This window comes from Methylomonas methanica, from assembly GCF_001644035.1.
Classification (GTDB): Bacteria; Pseudomonadota; Gammaproteobacteria; order Methylococcales; family Methylomonadaceae; genus Methylomonas; species Methylomonas methanica_A.
The window spans coordinates 1-15,903 of the sequence record NZ_LUUG01000047.1 but is presented as its reverse complement, the minus strand read 5'-3'; the positions used below and the strand labels follow the sequence as shown (position 1 = coordinate 15,903).

Sequence of the window (15,903 nt, the reverse complement as noted above, 5' to 3'; positions counted from 1 at the left end):
GCTAACCAATCCATCTTTTTTATCAATCCACAACAGCATCGCGCCTCTCTGCTTCAGAGATTGATTGTAATCAGGCCAGTTTTGGGTGCGGTATTTCTTCGGTTGTGGCTTGGGCATACAAGTTGGGGATTAGTGAATTCCCTTGTAACATGGGGCTGTTGTCTATTTATGCAACAAAGCCGTAAAAAAGCGGTAGATGAGTCTATCCGCCGTTTTTTTATGCCCGCAGTTATGTCGATAGCGGGCAAAGAAATAGCCGGGGCGTGCAAAACGCACGTACCGGCTATTTAAGCTATGACTTAGGCGTAAACACTGGCTTTACGGCGTCCGGCATATAAGACACCCAGCAGAGCACTGGTCATCATCCATATCGATGCCGGTAAGGGCACTGCGGATGGTCCGTCGTCAGTTGCTTGCGACGGGCTAATGTCAAAGGCGTACAAAAAGTGCAGATTGTTAAACTCCGAAGCATCCGCGAACGCCAATAATTTAGCGTCCGAGCCTAAATCGGTATTGCCGAATGCGGCACTCCAAACCCCGTCCGACAGCATACCAATTTGGAAATTACTGGAGCCCAGTAGGGTGCCGGATGAGGTCCCTGTGTCGATAGTGTAATTGCCACCGTTTGCGACAAACGAGACCGCGCCGACGCCGGTAAAGGCGACGACAGGTTCAGCCGTACTAATAAGGGCTGTGTCTTCGAAAATACCGAACGTATCCGACAGCGAAGGAAACGGAAACGATGAAGCGCTAAACGATAGTAAGTTGATGTCGCCGTCATTTGGTGCCCAAACGTTAGCGGAGCTAGCACTGGAAGCTGCCAATAGGCAAACGGCAAGCGAGGTCTTTAAATAAGGGATCTTTCTCATAGGTATTTCTCAATAGATTTAAGTTAATTAATTGCCATCCAATGGCGCCTACCCCGCAACCGGCCTTGCCAGGCAATGCCGGCTTTGACAGAGTTAATTCGACCGTTTGCTTCGGAGCGGTTGCGTCCGCACAGTCTCTATTCCTTGGCTATCCATTAGACGGCCAAGGGGGATAGCTACCTACCGGTACTAGGCGCGGTAGTTAAAAAGTTGTGGTGCTAATGTTTGATAAGGATCGTGCGGCTGATGGCGTAAACACACTGGCTGCGACTGGAACGGAGCTGCGGTGGAGCGGACGATAATTGTGCTTCGGGTTGCTAGTTGAATGAAATGGCTGTCCGCCGCGCTAAGTTTCTGGATCCTTTCGGCTTATGGTCCTGATTTGTCAAGCCTACAGGCTGAGTTTGAGCGAATATGCCGCCGGTGTCCGTTCGTTATCCCACATTAGAAATATGCTTGATTGCGAATTAAGATCTAACAGAGTCAGGCCAAAGGCCCCATTAAAATACTGATAAAAACATGACGTCCTCTCTTTAGCGCAGGAACCGGTGGACTGGCTGGCTCAATTCGCAACGCTTTACGTTTATATCTGCCGGAATTACCAACAGAGTCGGCTGTCCACCGACGTTTCTCACGTACGAGAATCCATTGAAGCTTTGTTTGGCTGGATTGAACAATCGGCATCTAATGTGCCCAGGGTTCTGCGACTATGGTTCGCTCGTATATTGGCCTTCTGGTACTTGAGTTTGGCAAAGCTCTATGGGGATTACTCGCCTTCAAGCAGATGTTGATTAGCAAGTCGAGGATATGATCGCCCTTTAATTGGGTAGGGTCGAATTCTGAAATCTGCATAATGTCTGAAAATTTGGCTGAGGCTTCCGAATTAGCGCTTCGGTAGGCCATCGACCAACTCGCAATGGCTCGGCCAATCATTACAGCTGCGTCCAGGCTCAAGAAACCTGTCAATGTCGTCGGCATCAATCGTGTCTATTGTTATAAATACTGATATGTCTCGTCTCTTATTAATCATCAGATAAAGCTATCCGGTTACTCGGCTGGTCATATAAAACTATTGTTTTATTTACTGTTGGTATTGCTACTAATGTACAAAATTCATCAAATTGTTAGTATTGGTACAGAGTTTTTTATAGGTAAAAAATATGCCGTTCAACAGATATAAGCCTTTAATTGAGAATAAGCCGCACCTATCAAAGAAAGATGGGATATGCAAATGTAAAAATGGAAAGTTGGGTGTAAGTCAGACATTTTTTAGAGCTTATCTAAACTGGATGATAAAAGAAATTCAAATATCAAGCTAAAGCTTGATGATATAAAAAGTCTGTATATTGATCGTTGCTGGATTTGTGGTGTTTGTCAATACCAGAAGATGACTGTGCGAATATAAAAATCAAATGCATTACATGAAATATTTTTAATATGAGCTGATTCCTGTGGGCTTTTCTATTGATACTTCTATGTTGGCTCGATTGAGTTTAACTGTTTTTGCCGAGTTCCTTTTGATTTTCAAGAAGGTCATTTTATTCTTCTTTTACGTCATCCGAATGTAGGAGGCTTGCAAATACAGGACCTCTGTATCACTAAGAGCATTAACGCAAAGAGCGATTCTATTGAGATGAGTAGGTTTTTTGGCGAATTGGCAGTTTGAAATACATGTCAGATAAAAACATTTAAAGCTAACTAATTTAGATAAAACATCCGGGGGTAATTAGTGACAGCACCAGAAAGTCCTAGGCGTAATTTATTGTTGGGCTCACTTTCCGTGGGAACCTATAAACGGCTATTTCCTCATTTGGAATTGGTTGAGACGAACTATGGTCAAGTCATTTACGAGTGTGGGCGTGTGCCGAATTACGTTTATTTTCCGACGACATGCGTCGTGTCAAAAGTTAATCTTATTGAAGACGGCACATCCAGCGAACTTGCGCTGGTTGGTAATGAAGGCTTTGTGGGTCTTGGACTCTTAACGGGTGGTGGAACGATGACCCATCAAGCCATGGTTAGCCGTGGCGGATTTAGCTACCGACTGCGAAGACAAACTTTCATCCATGAATTTGACCATCGCTCCGGACACTGTAACGATCCAGTGTTCTTACAACTGTTATTACGCTACGTTCAGGCAATGATTACCCAAATAGCGCAGACGGCCGCTTGTAATCGCCATCATTCAATTTATCAGCAGCTATCACGTTGGTTACTGGTCAATCTCGACCGACAATCGTCGGAGGAATTGATTGTAACGCAAGATCACATCGCCAGTATGCTGGGGGTACGCCGAGAAAGTGTTACTGAGGCAGCGGGGAAGTTACAGCAAAAAGGGCTGATAACTTACAGCAGAGGACATATTAGAGTATTAAGTCGCCCTGGCTTGGAAAGTCAGGTTTGCGAGTGCTACAACGTGGTTAAAACCGAATATGATCGCCTGTTGCCAATACCCGCCGATATGGCTGCTTAAGCTATTCAACTCAGCATTACGATAACTGCTTTATTTGGACACAGTTTTTCCACACATGCCTTTTATTAATCTATTGGTTGGCAATTGGCCTTGGGCCCAATTTTTTAAGCGTACAGACAACAGTTTAGAATCGCGTTCACGCCTCGATCTGAATGTCTTTGAAATCAGGGTAAGATCAGCTTATGATTTCAAAATATCAATTTCTCATGTGGGTGAGTATTTCACTGTCATAGCAACTAGTTCGGTAGCGCTCGTAGCCTGCATTTTTTCCATGATGCGAGCACGATGCGCCTCTACTGTCCGGTGACTGATATCCAGTTTTTTTGCGGCCTCTTTGCTGCTGCAATTATTTATAATTAATTGTAAAACTTCTTTTTCCCTTGGGCTTAAACGGCTTAATAACTCATTTATCTTTTCTTTTTCAATCTGTTCTTTTCTGTTATCACTATCTATTTTGAGTGATTTGAAAATACAAGAAATTAATTGAAATGAGTTGAAAGGCTTTTCAAGAAAGTCTGCTGCACCAGCCTTAAGCGCTGCTACCGCTTCGGGAATTTCAGCGTTGCCGCTGATGAAAATAACCGGAATTTTTATTTTTCTTTTTGATAATTCTGCTTGTAACTCAAGGCCATCCATAAATGGCATTTTATAATCTAAAATTAAACATCCAGGTTGCTCAGGGGAGTAATTGTTTAAGAATTGCTCTGCCGATTCAAAACTTTCTGTCTTTAATCCAGTTGGTTTAATCAAAACTGTTAGCGAATCAAGAATGGCAGGGTCATCATCGACCAAATAGACCATTGAGTTAGTATATTCAAACTCCATATATTTTATATCTCGCAAGAAAAATCAAAACAAGAAAGAGGTGGCTCTGCCATGTTTAGGGGGGCGCACAATTAGTATTATGCGGACACTATTCCGCTAGGGTACCTCTGCCTAATTAGTTTTTTTTAAAAATTAAATAAATGACTTATGATGAAGGTTATCTTGAATTGATTAAATCAGAATTTCCATAGTTTATGTTCCGCTTTTAGCCTGTCATCAAATTGTCTAGCCAATAAAAATCCACGTTGCTCCGCCTTATGATAAATCAACCCGGCAATTCTTGTATTCCGATCAAGAACCTCTAGTGTGTTGTGGGTTGTTCAAGGTCTGATCCCCGTTCAACTTTGTCAGTGGGATTCATTTTTGACCTCTTTTGGGTTACATGAACTGCAAGGCACTACATCATAGAAATGCAGGCTTTCAGATTATCGATAAAATCCAAAGAAAGGAAATTGGTATAAATACCTATGAGGCAAGCCAGTTTGAGAGTTTAACTGATGAACAAACCGGCTTGCGGACTTGATTTAAGAGCGACGTCCTAAAAACCGCTGACTATCTGCCGGCAATACAGAGGGTTGAGCACCAGTACGGGGTAGATGAACCACACCCAGAATCGCGTCACTTTCATGTTGCCTAACTGCTTTTTTAACGAGCATTGGGCCGTCGGCGTTTCAATTTATAACATTAACGTAACCCAGATTTTTGAGGCGGTTACACACTTGTTAGGCGAGTTGATTGATGATTTTTATCGAATATATACGAGTCACCAGTTTTGAAAGAATCGCCGCCTGATAACCTGATCCTCTGCAAAGTTCTAAAAATCGCTTCATCCCAACTGTTTTCCACATCTAAAAGCCTACCAGTTCTCTGGTTGTCAATCCACTGCAAGCATTTAGCTATACAGCTTAAGCATTTGTGTATTGCTTCGACTGTTTGTGGTGGATATTCCTGCACGGGTATCTCCTGATAAAACTAGCAGAATTACTTTGGCTACTGGGATATGTCACGACAAATACTCAACCCAATACGTAGAACTACTAAGAGTATTTGTACGAATTTTAATTAGATTAACATTTGGCTACGATAAATCACGCTTTAAAAAAGTTCAAAAAAATTTATGAATATTTTTGAAAGTTATTAATGCTTTGTTTTGTCTAGTTTAATAAGCGTCAGTCGAGATTTTGTCATTGATTTTAGTGGTCGTGGCTTTATTTTGAGTCAATTAAGTATATATAAGAGGTAGTTATGTCTAAGTTTAAATCACCCATAACAAAATTAAGTTCGGCTATAGTAATAGGTCTTTTTGCAACGTCGGCGTCAGCGGATAGCATTTATAGTACATATCATTATCTGTTTACTCCTGAAGGTAACCCAATTTTTGGAGCTCAGTCAGGGACTGATATGCTCAATAAAGAGGCTGATGAATGGGTGGCTGGGTATTTTTTTGTCAACCCCATTGTCTGCTCTAATGGCTGCGATATAACTGGTGCTGATCTTCAATTAGACGGCGGACAATACTCACCTGTTGAACCAAGTTCATTAGCCGGCGTGAAACTAGAAATATTTAGTAACGTCGCTAGTTCATCCACCAATATTGGTAAGGATTTAGGGACATCGTTATTTCAATTAAATAGCCCAACATCCGTTACTTTTAATGGAAATTTCGGCACGAAAATTCATTTTTCTGCAGACGCTCAAGATCAAAACGCCCCAGCAATATTACAGCCAAATACAGCCTATTGGCTCAAATTGACTAATGTCGATCAAAATCCTGATTTTGGCTGGTTTTTTAATGGATTGCCAAAAAATGAATATTGGTTAGCTCATTACGACACCAGGGGAGGAGAAGGTTCACCCTACATCTTTGATGTCTTGGGACTAAATAGCATCACACCCAGGCTCGCACCCGCAACTGTGCCGTTGCCAGGTGCGGTCTGGATGATGGCGTCGGCATTAATGGGTCTGCTGACAATTGGTCGTAGAAAAAAATTAAGTTATTCAAACTAATTGTATTTGGGTAACAAGCCCTAATTAATTGCCGAGTTTGCCATTCTCAGGCAATTATAAAGTTAATAATGGCGTAAAAAAAATAATCTACTGTTAAGGAATTTTATTATGAACACTAAATTGAGCGTATTAACATCCGCAGTGTTACTCGGCATTTCTTCAATGGCTGGTGCAGCAAATCCGCCATCAGTGCCAAGTATCTATGCTAACGGTCCTGCTGAGCCTAGGTTGAACATGACAAATATGAGAGAAGCAGAAAAAGCTGCATTCGCTCTGAATGAAGCCATGATGCAAGCAACCGAATCCATGATTTACGTTAAAGGTTGTGCTGAGTTCCAAGTCCCCGTTGAAGTATATTCATACCCAGACAGCAACACTCACTACATAATGGACACCACATTCGGCGGTATTCAGCTTACTGCAAATCCACTAACAGCAGTACCGGGCTTTGGTCAGAATATTGATGTGAGCCAAGCTACCCAAGGTATGTTGAATGGGACGGCTGTACAGGGTTTAAAAGGTCGTTATACCTTTAACGATAAAAACAACATGATGGTCGGGGAAAAGACCGGCATTCAAGTGAAAGGTCAAAATAAAGCTTTTGACCAATTCTATAGCACCGTAATTAAAGATTTCTACCATGGCGGCACATATCCTGGCACTGGTGACTTTTATGAGATCTATGATTACGGATTGCAATCAGTGTCAAAATTCGGCTACCCGGTCAATAAATGGTGGCAACAATCTAAAGCGGTTCGTGACGACGGCCAACAAGGTTGTACAGTGTTTCAAAAAGACCGTTTAGTGGGTTCCGGCGCATGCCGTATTACATTGGCTACAAAAGGATTAAGTCAACCCGACCTATTCTGGCAAACCGGTACACTAAAAGTATCTAAAGTTTTACCAGGAGCCCCATCAGAGATTAATAACTGCAATGTAAATCCAGCTTTCCAATTGCCACAATTGCCATAAATTGGAAAATAAACAATAGCCTAATATTTATTGTTGCAGAATCTTATTGCATGTCGCCCGGCACATCGCCGGGCGGTTTGTGTCAAAAATAATAGTTTTACTTGCCCTATAAGTTATGGCATTACAGCTTATATGCTGCCGTAAAATCTTCAGTAGTTATTAATAGATAACTTGCTGTAGCAATGTCTTTTAAATGTCGTTTATAGGGTATTAACAACTTGAGATTACTATGAATTACAGCGCTTGCTTTTCAGTTATTTTGCTTGGATTTTCAAATATTGTTCATGCGGACGATCAATTAACGGATCCGGAAAGGTCGAGTGTTTCCCTACTGAGTAGCATCATGGACATAATAATATCAAAGATTGATAACAGTAGTTGTTATGAAATGAGAGGACGATATCCCTTGAAGCTATTCGCCACTGGGGTGGTTGCACAACGAAGACAAAATAATATGGCCACAGTTAAATTGGCTGATCATGCCGTTTCAGTAGTCGCTTATCCGAAGAATAAAATCCCTGATATCGGATCGCAAATAATAACGGTTTATACCCGTACCTCTGACTACAATATTTTTGATCCTGTTAAGAATTATGACGCTATATATAGTTTTAACGCAACTGCCGATAGAATATCGATGGTTAGTAACTTGGAGCTATTCTTAAACTACAATTATCTTACTACTCAAGAATACAGTGCCGAAGCAAACATTAGCTTTCAATTTAGCGAAACTAGTGATATCACTGATGCAGTTTCTAGCAATAGAGGCGAAGGCATAAGTCAGCTATCAATTTCTGAAACTCAAAAAGCAAGGTATCAGCAACGTTTAAGAATAACCAGAGATGATGGTACAAATGCTCATACATTATTTTTGAGAGATTTATTATCATATCGCCAGACTTGTAGAATTAAAGCTGAAATGGTAGGGCGTAATGGCATGGGTTCTGTTTCACAAGATGGATACCTAACCATCGATATGTCATGGCCCGATGATCCGGTTGTTTTGTATTTCTAGTATAGATTATTAATTTTTTAACTTATAAATCTGGATGCGGTTTTATGAAGATTAATATGGAAATGATATTTCTTGCTATTATGGGTTTCAGCCTGATGGCCGAATCTTCTTCAGTATCCGTAAAAGTCCCCAGCTTATATGATAATGGTCCTAAGGACGTATCAGCGATAAATCTGGACCCTAATGAAATAACAATTATTATGTTGTTAGAGAGTGTGATGGATATATCGAGCTCAGCAATATTAGCCGGTGGATGCCAATCATTTGAGGATAGCTATTCTATAGAAATTTCTGCAGATGGTAATATCAATAGCGCGGAAACAAATTTCGCTAAAATTAGTTCACCCAAAAGTGGGGATCCTCTTATTCTCAATTCAATAATAGAGGCACCCATCGATTTCTTCGGGCAAAACTTTACAATAAGTCAAACTAAAAAAAATAAATTAAAAGACACGCTGATATCGGATTACTCAGCAACCTTAACGGTTAATCACGGCTTAACGCTTTTATCCATGCATAGCAAGTCGAATATTCAAGGTCAAAACCATAGCGTTATTCCCTATCAAAACTTAGTTAATAAGAATGTTTACATAGAAACACCGCAAGGCAATTCCAGTATATATATCAATGGCTGGGGAGTAAGGTCTTTGTCGAGCGTAGGTTACCCTGCTAATTTAGACTGGATACGATTTAAAGCGTTGAGAACAGGTGGGCAACTTATTCGCCTAGTTTTACAGGCAGATCGTTTAGTTGGCGCATCAGCGTGCCGTATTCTTATTGATAGCGCCGTCGAATCCGATAAAACCAATAAAGAAAGTAAAAAACACTTAGTCTTCAAAGGTAATATGGTGGTTTCTAAACCGCTTCGTTACGAAGAAGAACCAGCTGTATTCGCATTCTAATATTAGACCCTTTACCGATCAATTCATAAAATTGAAACGAGAAATGTAGATGGGCTGGTAAACTTAATTAAGTAGAGGTTATTATGTTGTTGGTAAAAAACCTAAGCACATCATTTAATTTTTTCTCGAAAAAAATAGCGATACTTTTTTTTGTGCTAAATATTAATATTGCTCATGCCTCAGCAATAACGGTAAATATTGAACATTCAGATGTTCTTAATTGGGATCCTATACAAAAAATATCGCCCGGTTTCGGTAGTAATGGCCCGGTATCCTTAAATTGGGATCCATATAATGATTTTTTTACGGAATTGCTTGCTTACGATAGAGGTTACTCAGGGGGCGCGGCAGCTTTTTGCTGGTATGGTGAAAACTGCGCATTACAGCTTTCGGTTACCGCAGAAAACACGGCCTTACAGCTGCAAAGTTTTGATCTTGGCTATTATGGCTATGGGAATTATGTTAGCTATACCGTAATCGATTTGGCAACCCAATCCAGCATATTGGAAGAATCGCCATGGATAAATGGTAATATCGGTACTCTTATTACTGTGAATGCATCGTCCAACAAAGGTTTTATGATATTATTTGGACCCGATGGCTTTAACGGCGGTATTAATAACATAACGTATAGTTTCTATTCAACACCAGTTCAGGCACCCGTTCAAACACCTATTCCTAAGGCAGCTTGGCTTTTTGGCTTTGGTTTAGTTGGACTGATAGGTTTCACTCGTTCACCTAAAGTTCAATAAATCGAGTATTAGTGCAGGGATAGCTGAATTTGCGCGGTAGTTTTCCGAGCTTTATCCCTATCCCAGACAGCAAAATGCACTATGCCAAGGCTCTTGATCGGCTAATGTCTGAAACCGGTGCCATCTATTTTACGGATCGAGGTGATGTCGATTTTGCCCGGCTGTATATCCGCACTGAGGGTTGCTTTCTTTGTCATTCGTGCCAAGTTAAACCTAGATGCACATCGCATTTATTCCACCATAACTGACCGCAACGCCTGCATTATCCGTGACCAGAGTATTGCGTTTGATGGGTTATATACCTAAAAAGACTATCCACAACACTTACTCCGCATTCGGTTTAAATACCCGGTACCGACAAAATGCCGGTGTATCTGGTCAATAATTGTACCTTGCCCTCGTCAACGTTTGCGGCCGCTATAAAAGTCGTTGGGAGGTAGAATTGTTCTTCAGATGGATCAAGGCGGCATTTGCGTGTCGATCATTGCTATGGTGCATCAACGAATACCCTCAAATCACAAGTCTGGATCACAGTCTCGGTTTAGTGTTGGTAGTCATTAATTAGCCTTCCCTGAAAAAGCCGAAATTTTTGAGGGACGACCGGCTCATGCGAACGATAAAAATTGCTCGGATGTTAATGCGCCCCAAAGCCGAGACAGCGACTGACAAAAAACGAGGCCAAGAAATCCTCAACCGCCTTAGAGTCATCCGGATGTTGTGGCCGGCCACCGCACAGGATCGCATGCAACGCATCGCCCAGCTCGCCTTTCAGGTAGTTGCGCCCCAATAAGCCGTCGTTCTTCAGGTGGTCGATGATCGGTTCGATGGCGTTGCGGCGTTTCAGGGCCCGCTTCAGACGTCGGGTATCCACGCCGCGTTTTTGCCTTGCTTTGTAAATTGTGACTCCTGATACCTCGACGCCACAATGACTAAAGTCCACAAAAGCTCTTTGGCGCGCGTACCGCTCAGTATTTCCGCCTGTTCCAGACACGATTCCAGGGTATGTCCATCATAGGGATTGCCCGGAAAGCGGCGAATGCCGAGCACGAAGTTGCTTTTGTTGGTGACAGTGATGCCCACTTTGACGCCGAATTCATATTTCTTGTGGACTTTGCCTTTGGCAATGCTTTCCACTTCCGTGGCGTGAAAACTGTACAGCTTGTTTTTATCCTGCGGTTGCTGATTCAAAATCCGTTGGGTTTTCGTCAGCGTCTCTTTGAAAGCCGATTTGACGGCGTTGAATTGATTGTTCAATTGACGTTCAATGTCTAGATACGCCCGGCCCACCAAGGTTTTCTATTGTTTGAGCATTTTAAGTTTGCGTTTCATTTGCTTGGCATGGCTATAACTGTTCGCCATCAGCAATAGATACGAAGCCTTGCGGTTTACCCACAGGGCATAAATAGTTTCCTGATTACTTACAAGCTTCAACTAAATCAAGCGATAGCTGAAAACCGTCTACCTTGGTTTTCGAGCCTTGGGCAAAAAACAAGATTGAATCAGGAGTGTCCTCAATGCTAATTTCATGAATTTAGTGCGGTATCCTATTTAGAGTCGTTGAAGGTTATTCATAACATAGTGTTTAAATTGATTTGTATTTAGTAGGTTTGTGCTGAGGATTGTACGTAATCAGGTGGTGATTTATATTAAGTTATTTACACATTTTAGTATTCACATATATCACTTATATATCGATTTTTTACCTTATTAAAAAGCTACCATCTGAGTCTTTGCAAGTAGTTTTGAAGCTTTGCATTTTTGGTCTATGTGGTAGTACTACCAATATCTATTGGCGATGGAAATGGTGACAATCCCGTGAGAAGATATCTTAGATCACTTCGCGGAGCGATGATTGAGGGTGTTTCTAATAATGACTGAATGGTATTTAATTTACTTACAAATGTATCATTGTATGGTAAGCACTAACTATGTATTCTTTATGGATCAGTGAAAATATACTGCATAGTTATTAATTAAAATATTTTATGCCAATTTAAAGCGTGATTTACTAAAACTAGGTGCTAAAAACAACATTATTCAAGTTGGCGGTGAGGGTGCTGGGTGTAAATTATCTATTTAATGCCTACGTCTACTCTTGTGTCCGATGGGGTTTCTTCATGGATCCATGGGGTTAATCATTATTAGTAATTAGAAATAGTTTTTGTCGATGATGTAATACGTCTGATCGTAACGGAATTAAGTGGCGTTTTAAAATGACTAAATATTTAATTTGTTATCATGAAAAATAAATCATGTAACCAACAGGCTCCTCAAGTTCTGTTGAAAACAGCCGAGAAAAAATTCCAAAAAACACAATTGCGCTTAAAAGAATTTCAGGATAACTATTTAGATATTTATCTGTTCTCTCCGACGGCTTTTCTTATACTTTCCCCTAACGGTATTATCGTAAACTGCAATCTTGTTGGTGCAAACTTACTTAATTTAGATCGGCTTAAAGTTAAAGGGAAAAATTTTGAATTATTTGTTGAAGATAATTATAAAAATCTTTGGCGTCAACACCTTTTAAAACGATTTGATCACGCCTCTAGTGACTTTCCTAAGTTTGAATTAGGTTTGATTTGTAGTGATGGGGTAAAAATCCCCACTGAATGTATGTACCAAACAAGACATTGTCGAAATGCTTCGACGTTAATTTACCTCACGATTACAGATATCAGACAGCGCCAGTTTATAGAGACTGATCTCCGCTTGGCCGCTAGTGCCTTTGAGTCTCAAGAAGGCATTATGATTTTTGATGCAAAAAAACAGATTTTAAAGGCAAATCAGACATTCACCAGAATAACGGGATATAGGACAGAGGATGCGTATGGCAAAACATTTCAGCAAATTATCTTAGGTGATCAAAGCACGACCTTGAATAGAGTAATATGGGATAGCGTGGAACGCACGGGAATATGGCTAGGTCAAGTCTGGTTGCAATATAAAAATGGGGAGATCCATCCGCATTGGCTTAGTCTGAGCATAACTCAATCTGACAATTATGAGACAACGGCGAAGTTTATTGCAAAGATAATCAACATTGCATCGCCTAATCCTATCGTGGAACAGTTTGAACATCAGGCCTTCCATGATCCATTGACGAATCTCCCTAACAGGCTTTTGTTAAAAGAGCGGTTGCGGCAAGCTCTAATGGCTACTAATCGCTCTAAACGCCATGGGGCGATAATGTTCATCGACTTGGATAATTTTAAAAGGTTTAACGATACTTTCGGTCATTATGCTGGTGACCAATTATTATTGCAGGTTGCTCAGCGCTTGCGGCATTGTTTGCGGAAAGGTGATACCGCGGCACGATTGGGTGGGGATGAATTTGTTGTGATGCTAAATGGACTGAGTGAGCGCGTTGAAGAAGCGGTTACTCAAGCTGAAATTGCCGGTCAAAAAATCTTAGTCGCTCTAAATAAGCCTTATGATCTTGTTGATTGTGAGTACTGTTGTACCCCTAGCATTGGCGTCTCTCTATTTGGGCATAGCGAATGTATAGTAAATGAAGACGATTTGCTGAAATGTGCTGATATTGCTATGTACCATGCAAAATCAGAGGGACGCAACCGCTTACGCTTTTTCGATCAGAATATGCAGGCATTGTTGTCTACTCATACCGAAATGGAGAGAGATTTACGCTATGCTCTCAGGAATAATCAATTTAAGCTTTATTATCAGATTCAACGTGATTTGGATGGCAAAATAACTGGTGTGGAAGCCTTGCTGCGCTGGCAACATCCAAAGAAAGGCTTAATTGCTGCAGAAGAGTTTATGTCGGTGGCGGAGAATACCGGAATAATATTATTGATTAATCAATGGCTATTAAAAATCGCAGTGCTACAACTCAAGGTATGGGAGGCCAATCCGGCTGCCCAGCACTTACAGTTAGCCATCAACATTTGTGCGCGCCAATTCCATCAGAATGATTTTGTCCGGCAGGTTAAATGTTTGTTGGATGACATCAGCATTATTCCACAGTTACTTACGCTGGAAATCTCGCAGGGTGTGGCATCGGATCATTCCAGCAATAGTATAGAAAAAATAAACGCTCTCAATGAGTTAGGTGTAAGTACCTGTTTGGATGGCTTTGGTATTGGCGATGTCCAACTATCGACACTAATTCATTTGCCCTTTCGTCAATTAAAGGTCGATCAATCTTTAATCACGAGTATCAATGCAACATCTTCCAATGTTGTAATGATGCAGGCCATAATCGAGTTAGGTAACCGGCTGGGAATGACTATGATTGCCAAAGGCATCGAAACAAAAGAGCAGATGAAGCTTTTGGCAAACTATGGATGCAGTCGATTCCAGGGCTATTTATTTGGCAATTTAATCGCACAAGAAGACTTTGAAAACCTTTTGCCTGATTTAGACAAGCCTGATCTTAAACTCAGTTGCTCTCCCGGAGGGGGAGGGGATTTTTAGACTAATACAGTTATACAGATTATCCCCTCAAATCAGCGTATGCTTCACTGCTAGTGCAACCAATTCGGTTGTGCTTACGGCTTGCATTTTTTCCATGATGCGCGCTCGGTGAGCTTCTATAGTCCGATGACTGACATCAAGCTGTTTTGCCGCTTGTTTGCTGCTGTGGTTGCTAATAATGAGTTGCAACACTTCTTTTTCTCTTGCGCTTAAACTACTAAATAATTCTTTTATTTTTTCTTTTTCAATTCGCTCTTCTCTATTTTTAATATCCTTTCTGATCGCACTTAAAATACCTTCGATTAACTTATTTGGTTCAAAAGGCTTTTCAAGAAAATCCACGGCACCTGCCTTGAGTGCTTTTACTGCATCGGGTATTTCCGCGTTGCCGCTAATGAAAATGATGGGAATATTAATATTTCTTTTGGATAGTTCTTGCTGCAATTCAAGACCGCCCATCAGCGGCATTTGTATATCTAAAACCAGACAACTAGGTTGTTCAGAACAATAACTGTCTAAAAAATCTACCGCTGATTCGAAACTGACTGTTTTTAACCCCGTTAATTTTATTAAAACTGTCAGAGAATCAAGAACGTCTGGATCATCATCAACTAAATAGACCCGTGAATTCGCGTATTCAAGCTCCATTGTTTTTTATCCGTACAGGTAATGTAAAGTAGAACGTGGTGCCCTTCCCAGGTTTACTGGTAAAGCGCAGAGTCCCGTGATGGGCTTCAATCAGCGAGCGGCAGATGGCCAGCCCCATACCCATGCCGGATTGCTTTGTCGTATAAAATGGCGTCAATATTCTACGTTGCTGATCCAGATCCATACCCGGCCCATTATCCTTTATCCGGATTTGTATGTGTCTATCGTCGGTTAGTTGAGTTTGGATGCTGATCTGCCTAGGCTGATCCTTAGGCAGGGTTTGCAACACTTCAATACTATTCCTCATCAGGTTAATGATTACCTGTTCAATTTGAATATGATCGGCACTAAGGGGCGGTAAATCGTTTTCAAAGCCAAACACAATATTAATATTTTGCTGTTTCAAATCATCACTGCATAAGCTTGTGGCTTCAACAATCAGGGAGTTGATTTCAATAGTTGAAAATTGTTTTGGGCTAGCTCTGATGAATTCCCGCATTCGATGAATAATCTGACCCGCTCTTAATGCCTGTTGTTGGGTTTTAAGTAAAATCTCACCGAGTTCTGCCAAATCACATTTTTCCGAATTAATTAGGTTTATACCTGCTTGTGTATAAGTGCTAATTGCTGACATGGGTTGGTTCACTTCATGTGCAATACCTGAGGCCATTTCTCCCATTAATCCCAGGCGGGTTATATGTGCCAATTCGTCTAAATGGGCCTTATCTTGTTGTTCCCGCTGTTTGCGTAGACTAATATCCCGGATAATGACGACAAAATTACAAACGTTATTGATCGTATATTCTGTTCTTGTCAGTTCCAAAGGTACTCTTGCGCCGTTTTTATGGATGCCTTCGCTTTCAATTATTTGGTTAGGCTGCTTTATCGCACCCAGCGAATGGCATCCATTCCAGCATGGAGGTAATGACAAGACAATTGAGCTTATTTTGCGACCTATTAGTTCTTCCTGGGTGTACCCTAAAATAATCCTGAATCCGTGACTTAA

The 15,903-nt window shown here is 41.1% G+C and carries 14 protein-coding genes; 8 read left to right on the top strand and 6 right to left on the bottom strand.

The window, feature by feature from the left end; all coding sequences use genetic code 11:
- The coding region (locus tag A1332_RS25900; protein ID WP_231890204.1) for a hypothetical protein at nt 1-291 on the top strand (291 nt) is incomplete at its 5' end.
- Nucleotides 292-299: 8 nt separating this feature from the next.
- Here the strand turns inward: A1332_RS25900 and A1332_RS03770 are convergent.
- Nucleotides 300-869, bottom strand: coding sequence for a hypothetical protein (locus tag A1332_RS03770; protein ID WP_064007234.1), 570 nt, complete (start codon nt 867-869; stop codon nt 300-302).
- Between the two features lie 1,729 nt (nt 870-2,598).
- Here A1332_RS03770 and A1332_RS03760 point away from each other — a divergent pair.
- Entirely contained in the window at nt 2,599-3,342 is a 744-nt protein-coding gene (locus A1332_RS03760) for a Crp/Fnr family transcriptional regulator (protein ID WP_064007232.1), read from the top strand.
- A 204-nt stretch (nt 3,343-3,546) separates the two neighbouring features.
- Here A1332_RS03760 and A1332_RS03755 read toward each other — a convergent pair whose 3' ends face one another.
- Nucleotides 3,547-4,167, bottom strand: coding sequence for a response regulator transcription factor (locus tag A1332_RS03755; protein ID WP_064007231.1), 621 nt, complete (start codon nt 4,165-4,167; stop codon nt 3,547-3,549).
- 1,245 nt (nt 4,168-5,412) lie between these two features.
- Here A1332_RS03755 and A1332_RS03745 point away from each other — a divergent pair.
- From A1332_RS03745 to A1332_RS03725, 5 genes are all read left to right on the top strand, one after another.
- Nucleotides 5,413-6,174 carry a VPLPA-CTERM sorting domain-containing protein gene (locus A1332_RS03745; RefSeq protein WP_064007229.1) on the top strand — a complete coding sequence of 254 codons (762 nt, stop codon included), beginning with the start codon at nt 5,413-5,415 and terminating at the stop codon, nt 6,172-6,174.
- Nucleotides 6,175-6,282: 108 nt separating this feature from the next.
- Complete coding sequence (locus A1332_RS03740) at nt 6,283-7,146, top strand: hypothetical protein (protein WP_064007228.1); 864 nt, start codon at nt 6,283-6,285, stop codon at nt 7,144-7,146.
- 229 nt (nt 7,147-7,375) lie between these two features.
- Nucleotides 7,376-8,161, top strand: coding sequence for a hypothetical protein (locus A1332_RS03735; RefSeq protein WP_064007227.1), 786 nt, complete (start codon nt 7,376-7,378; stop codon nt 8,159-8,161).
- A gap of 44 nt (nt 8,162-8,205) precedes the next feature.
- Nucleotides 8,206-9,063, top strand: coding sequence for a hypothetical protein (locus A1332_RS03730; protein WP_064007226.1), 858 nt, complete (start codon nt 8,206-8,208; stop codon nt 9,061-9,063).
- Nucleotides 9,064-9,146: 83 nt separating this feature from the next.
- Nucleotides 9,147-9,815 carry a hypothetical protein gene (locus A1332_RS03725; protein ID WP_064007225.1) on the top strand — a complete coding sequence of 223 codons (669 nt, stop codon included), beginning with the start codon at nt 9,147-9,149 and terminating at the stop codon, nt 9,813-9,815.
- A 634-nt stretch (nt 9,816-10,449) separates the two neighbouring features.
- On the opposite strand, the gene A1332_RS25895 is transcribed toward A1332_RS03725, so the two are convergent.
- Together A1332_RS25895 and A1332_RS25890 are read right to left on the bottom strand one after the other, a co-directional pair.
- Nucleotides 10,450-10,686 carry a hypothetical protein gene (locus tag A1332_RS25895; protein WP_064007224.1) on the bottom strand — a complete coding sequence of 79 codons (237 nt, stop codon included), beginning with the start codon at nt 10,684-10,686 and terminating at the stop codon, nt 10,450-10,452.
- Nucleotides 10,668-11,069: a hypothetical protein gene (locus A1332_RS25890; protein WP_231890203.1), complete on the bottom strand. Its 402-nt coding sequence runs from the start codon at nt 11,067-11,069 to the stop codon at nt 10,668-10,670. Before A1332_RS25890 ends, A1332_RS25895 begins: the two co-directional genes overlap by 19 nt.
- A 984-nt stretch (nt 11,070-12,053) precedes the next feature.
- Here A1332_RS25890 and A1332_RS03710 point away from each other — a divergent pair.
- Nucleotides 12,054-14,249 (top strand): bifunctional diguanylate cyclase/phosphodiesterase, encoded by a 2,196-nt coding sequence (locus tag A1332_RS03710; RefSeq protein WP_064007222.1) that lies wholly within the window; start codon nt 12,054-12,056, stop codon nt 14,247-14,249.
- A gap of 27 nt (nt 14,250-14,276) precedes the next feature.
- Here the strand turns inward: A1332_RS03710 and A1332_RS03705 are convergent, their stop codons facing one another.
- On the bottom strand, nt 14,277-14,897 hold the full coding sequence (locus A1332_RS03705) for a response regulator transcription factor (RefSeq protein ID WP_064007221.1): 621 nt from the start codon (nt 14,895-14,897) through the stop codon (nt 14,277-14,279).
- Nucleotides 14,887-15,903, bottom strand: a 1,017-nt coding sequence (locus tag A1332_RS03700; protein ID WP_157203931.1) for an ATP-binding protein, incomplete at its 5' end; no start/stop codon positions are given. The genes A1332_RS03700 and A1332_RS03705, both read right to left, overlap by 11 nt.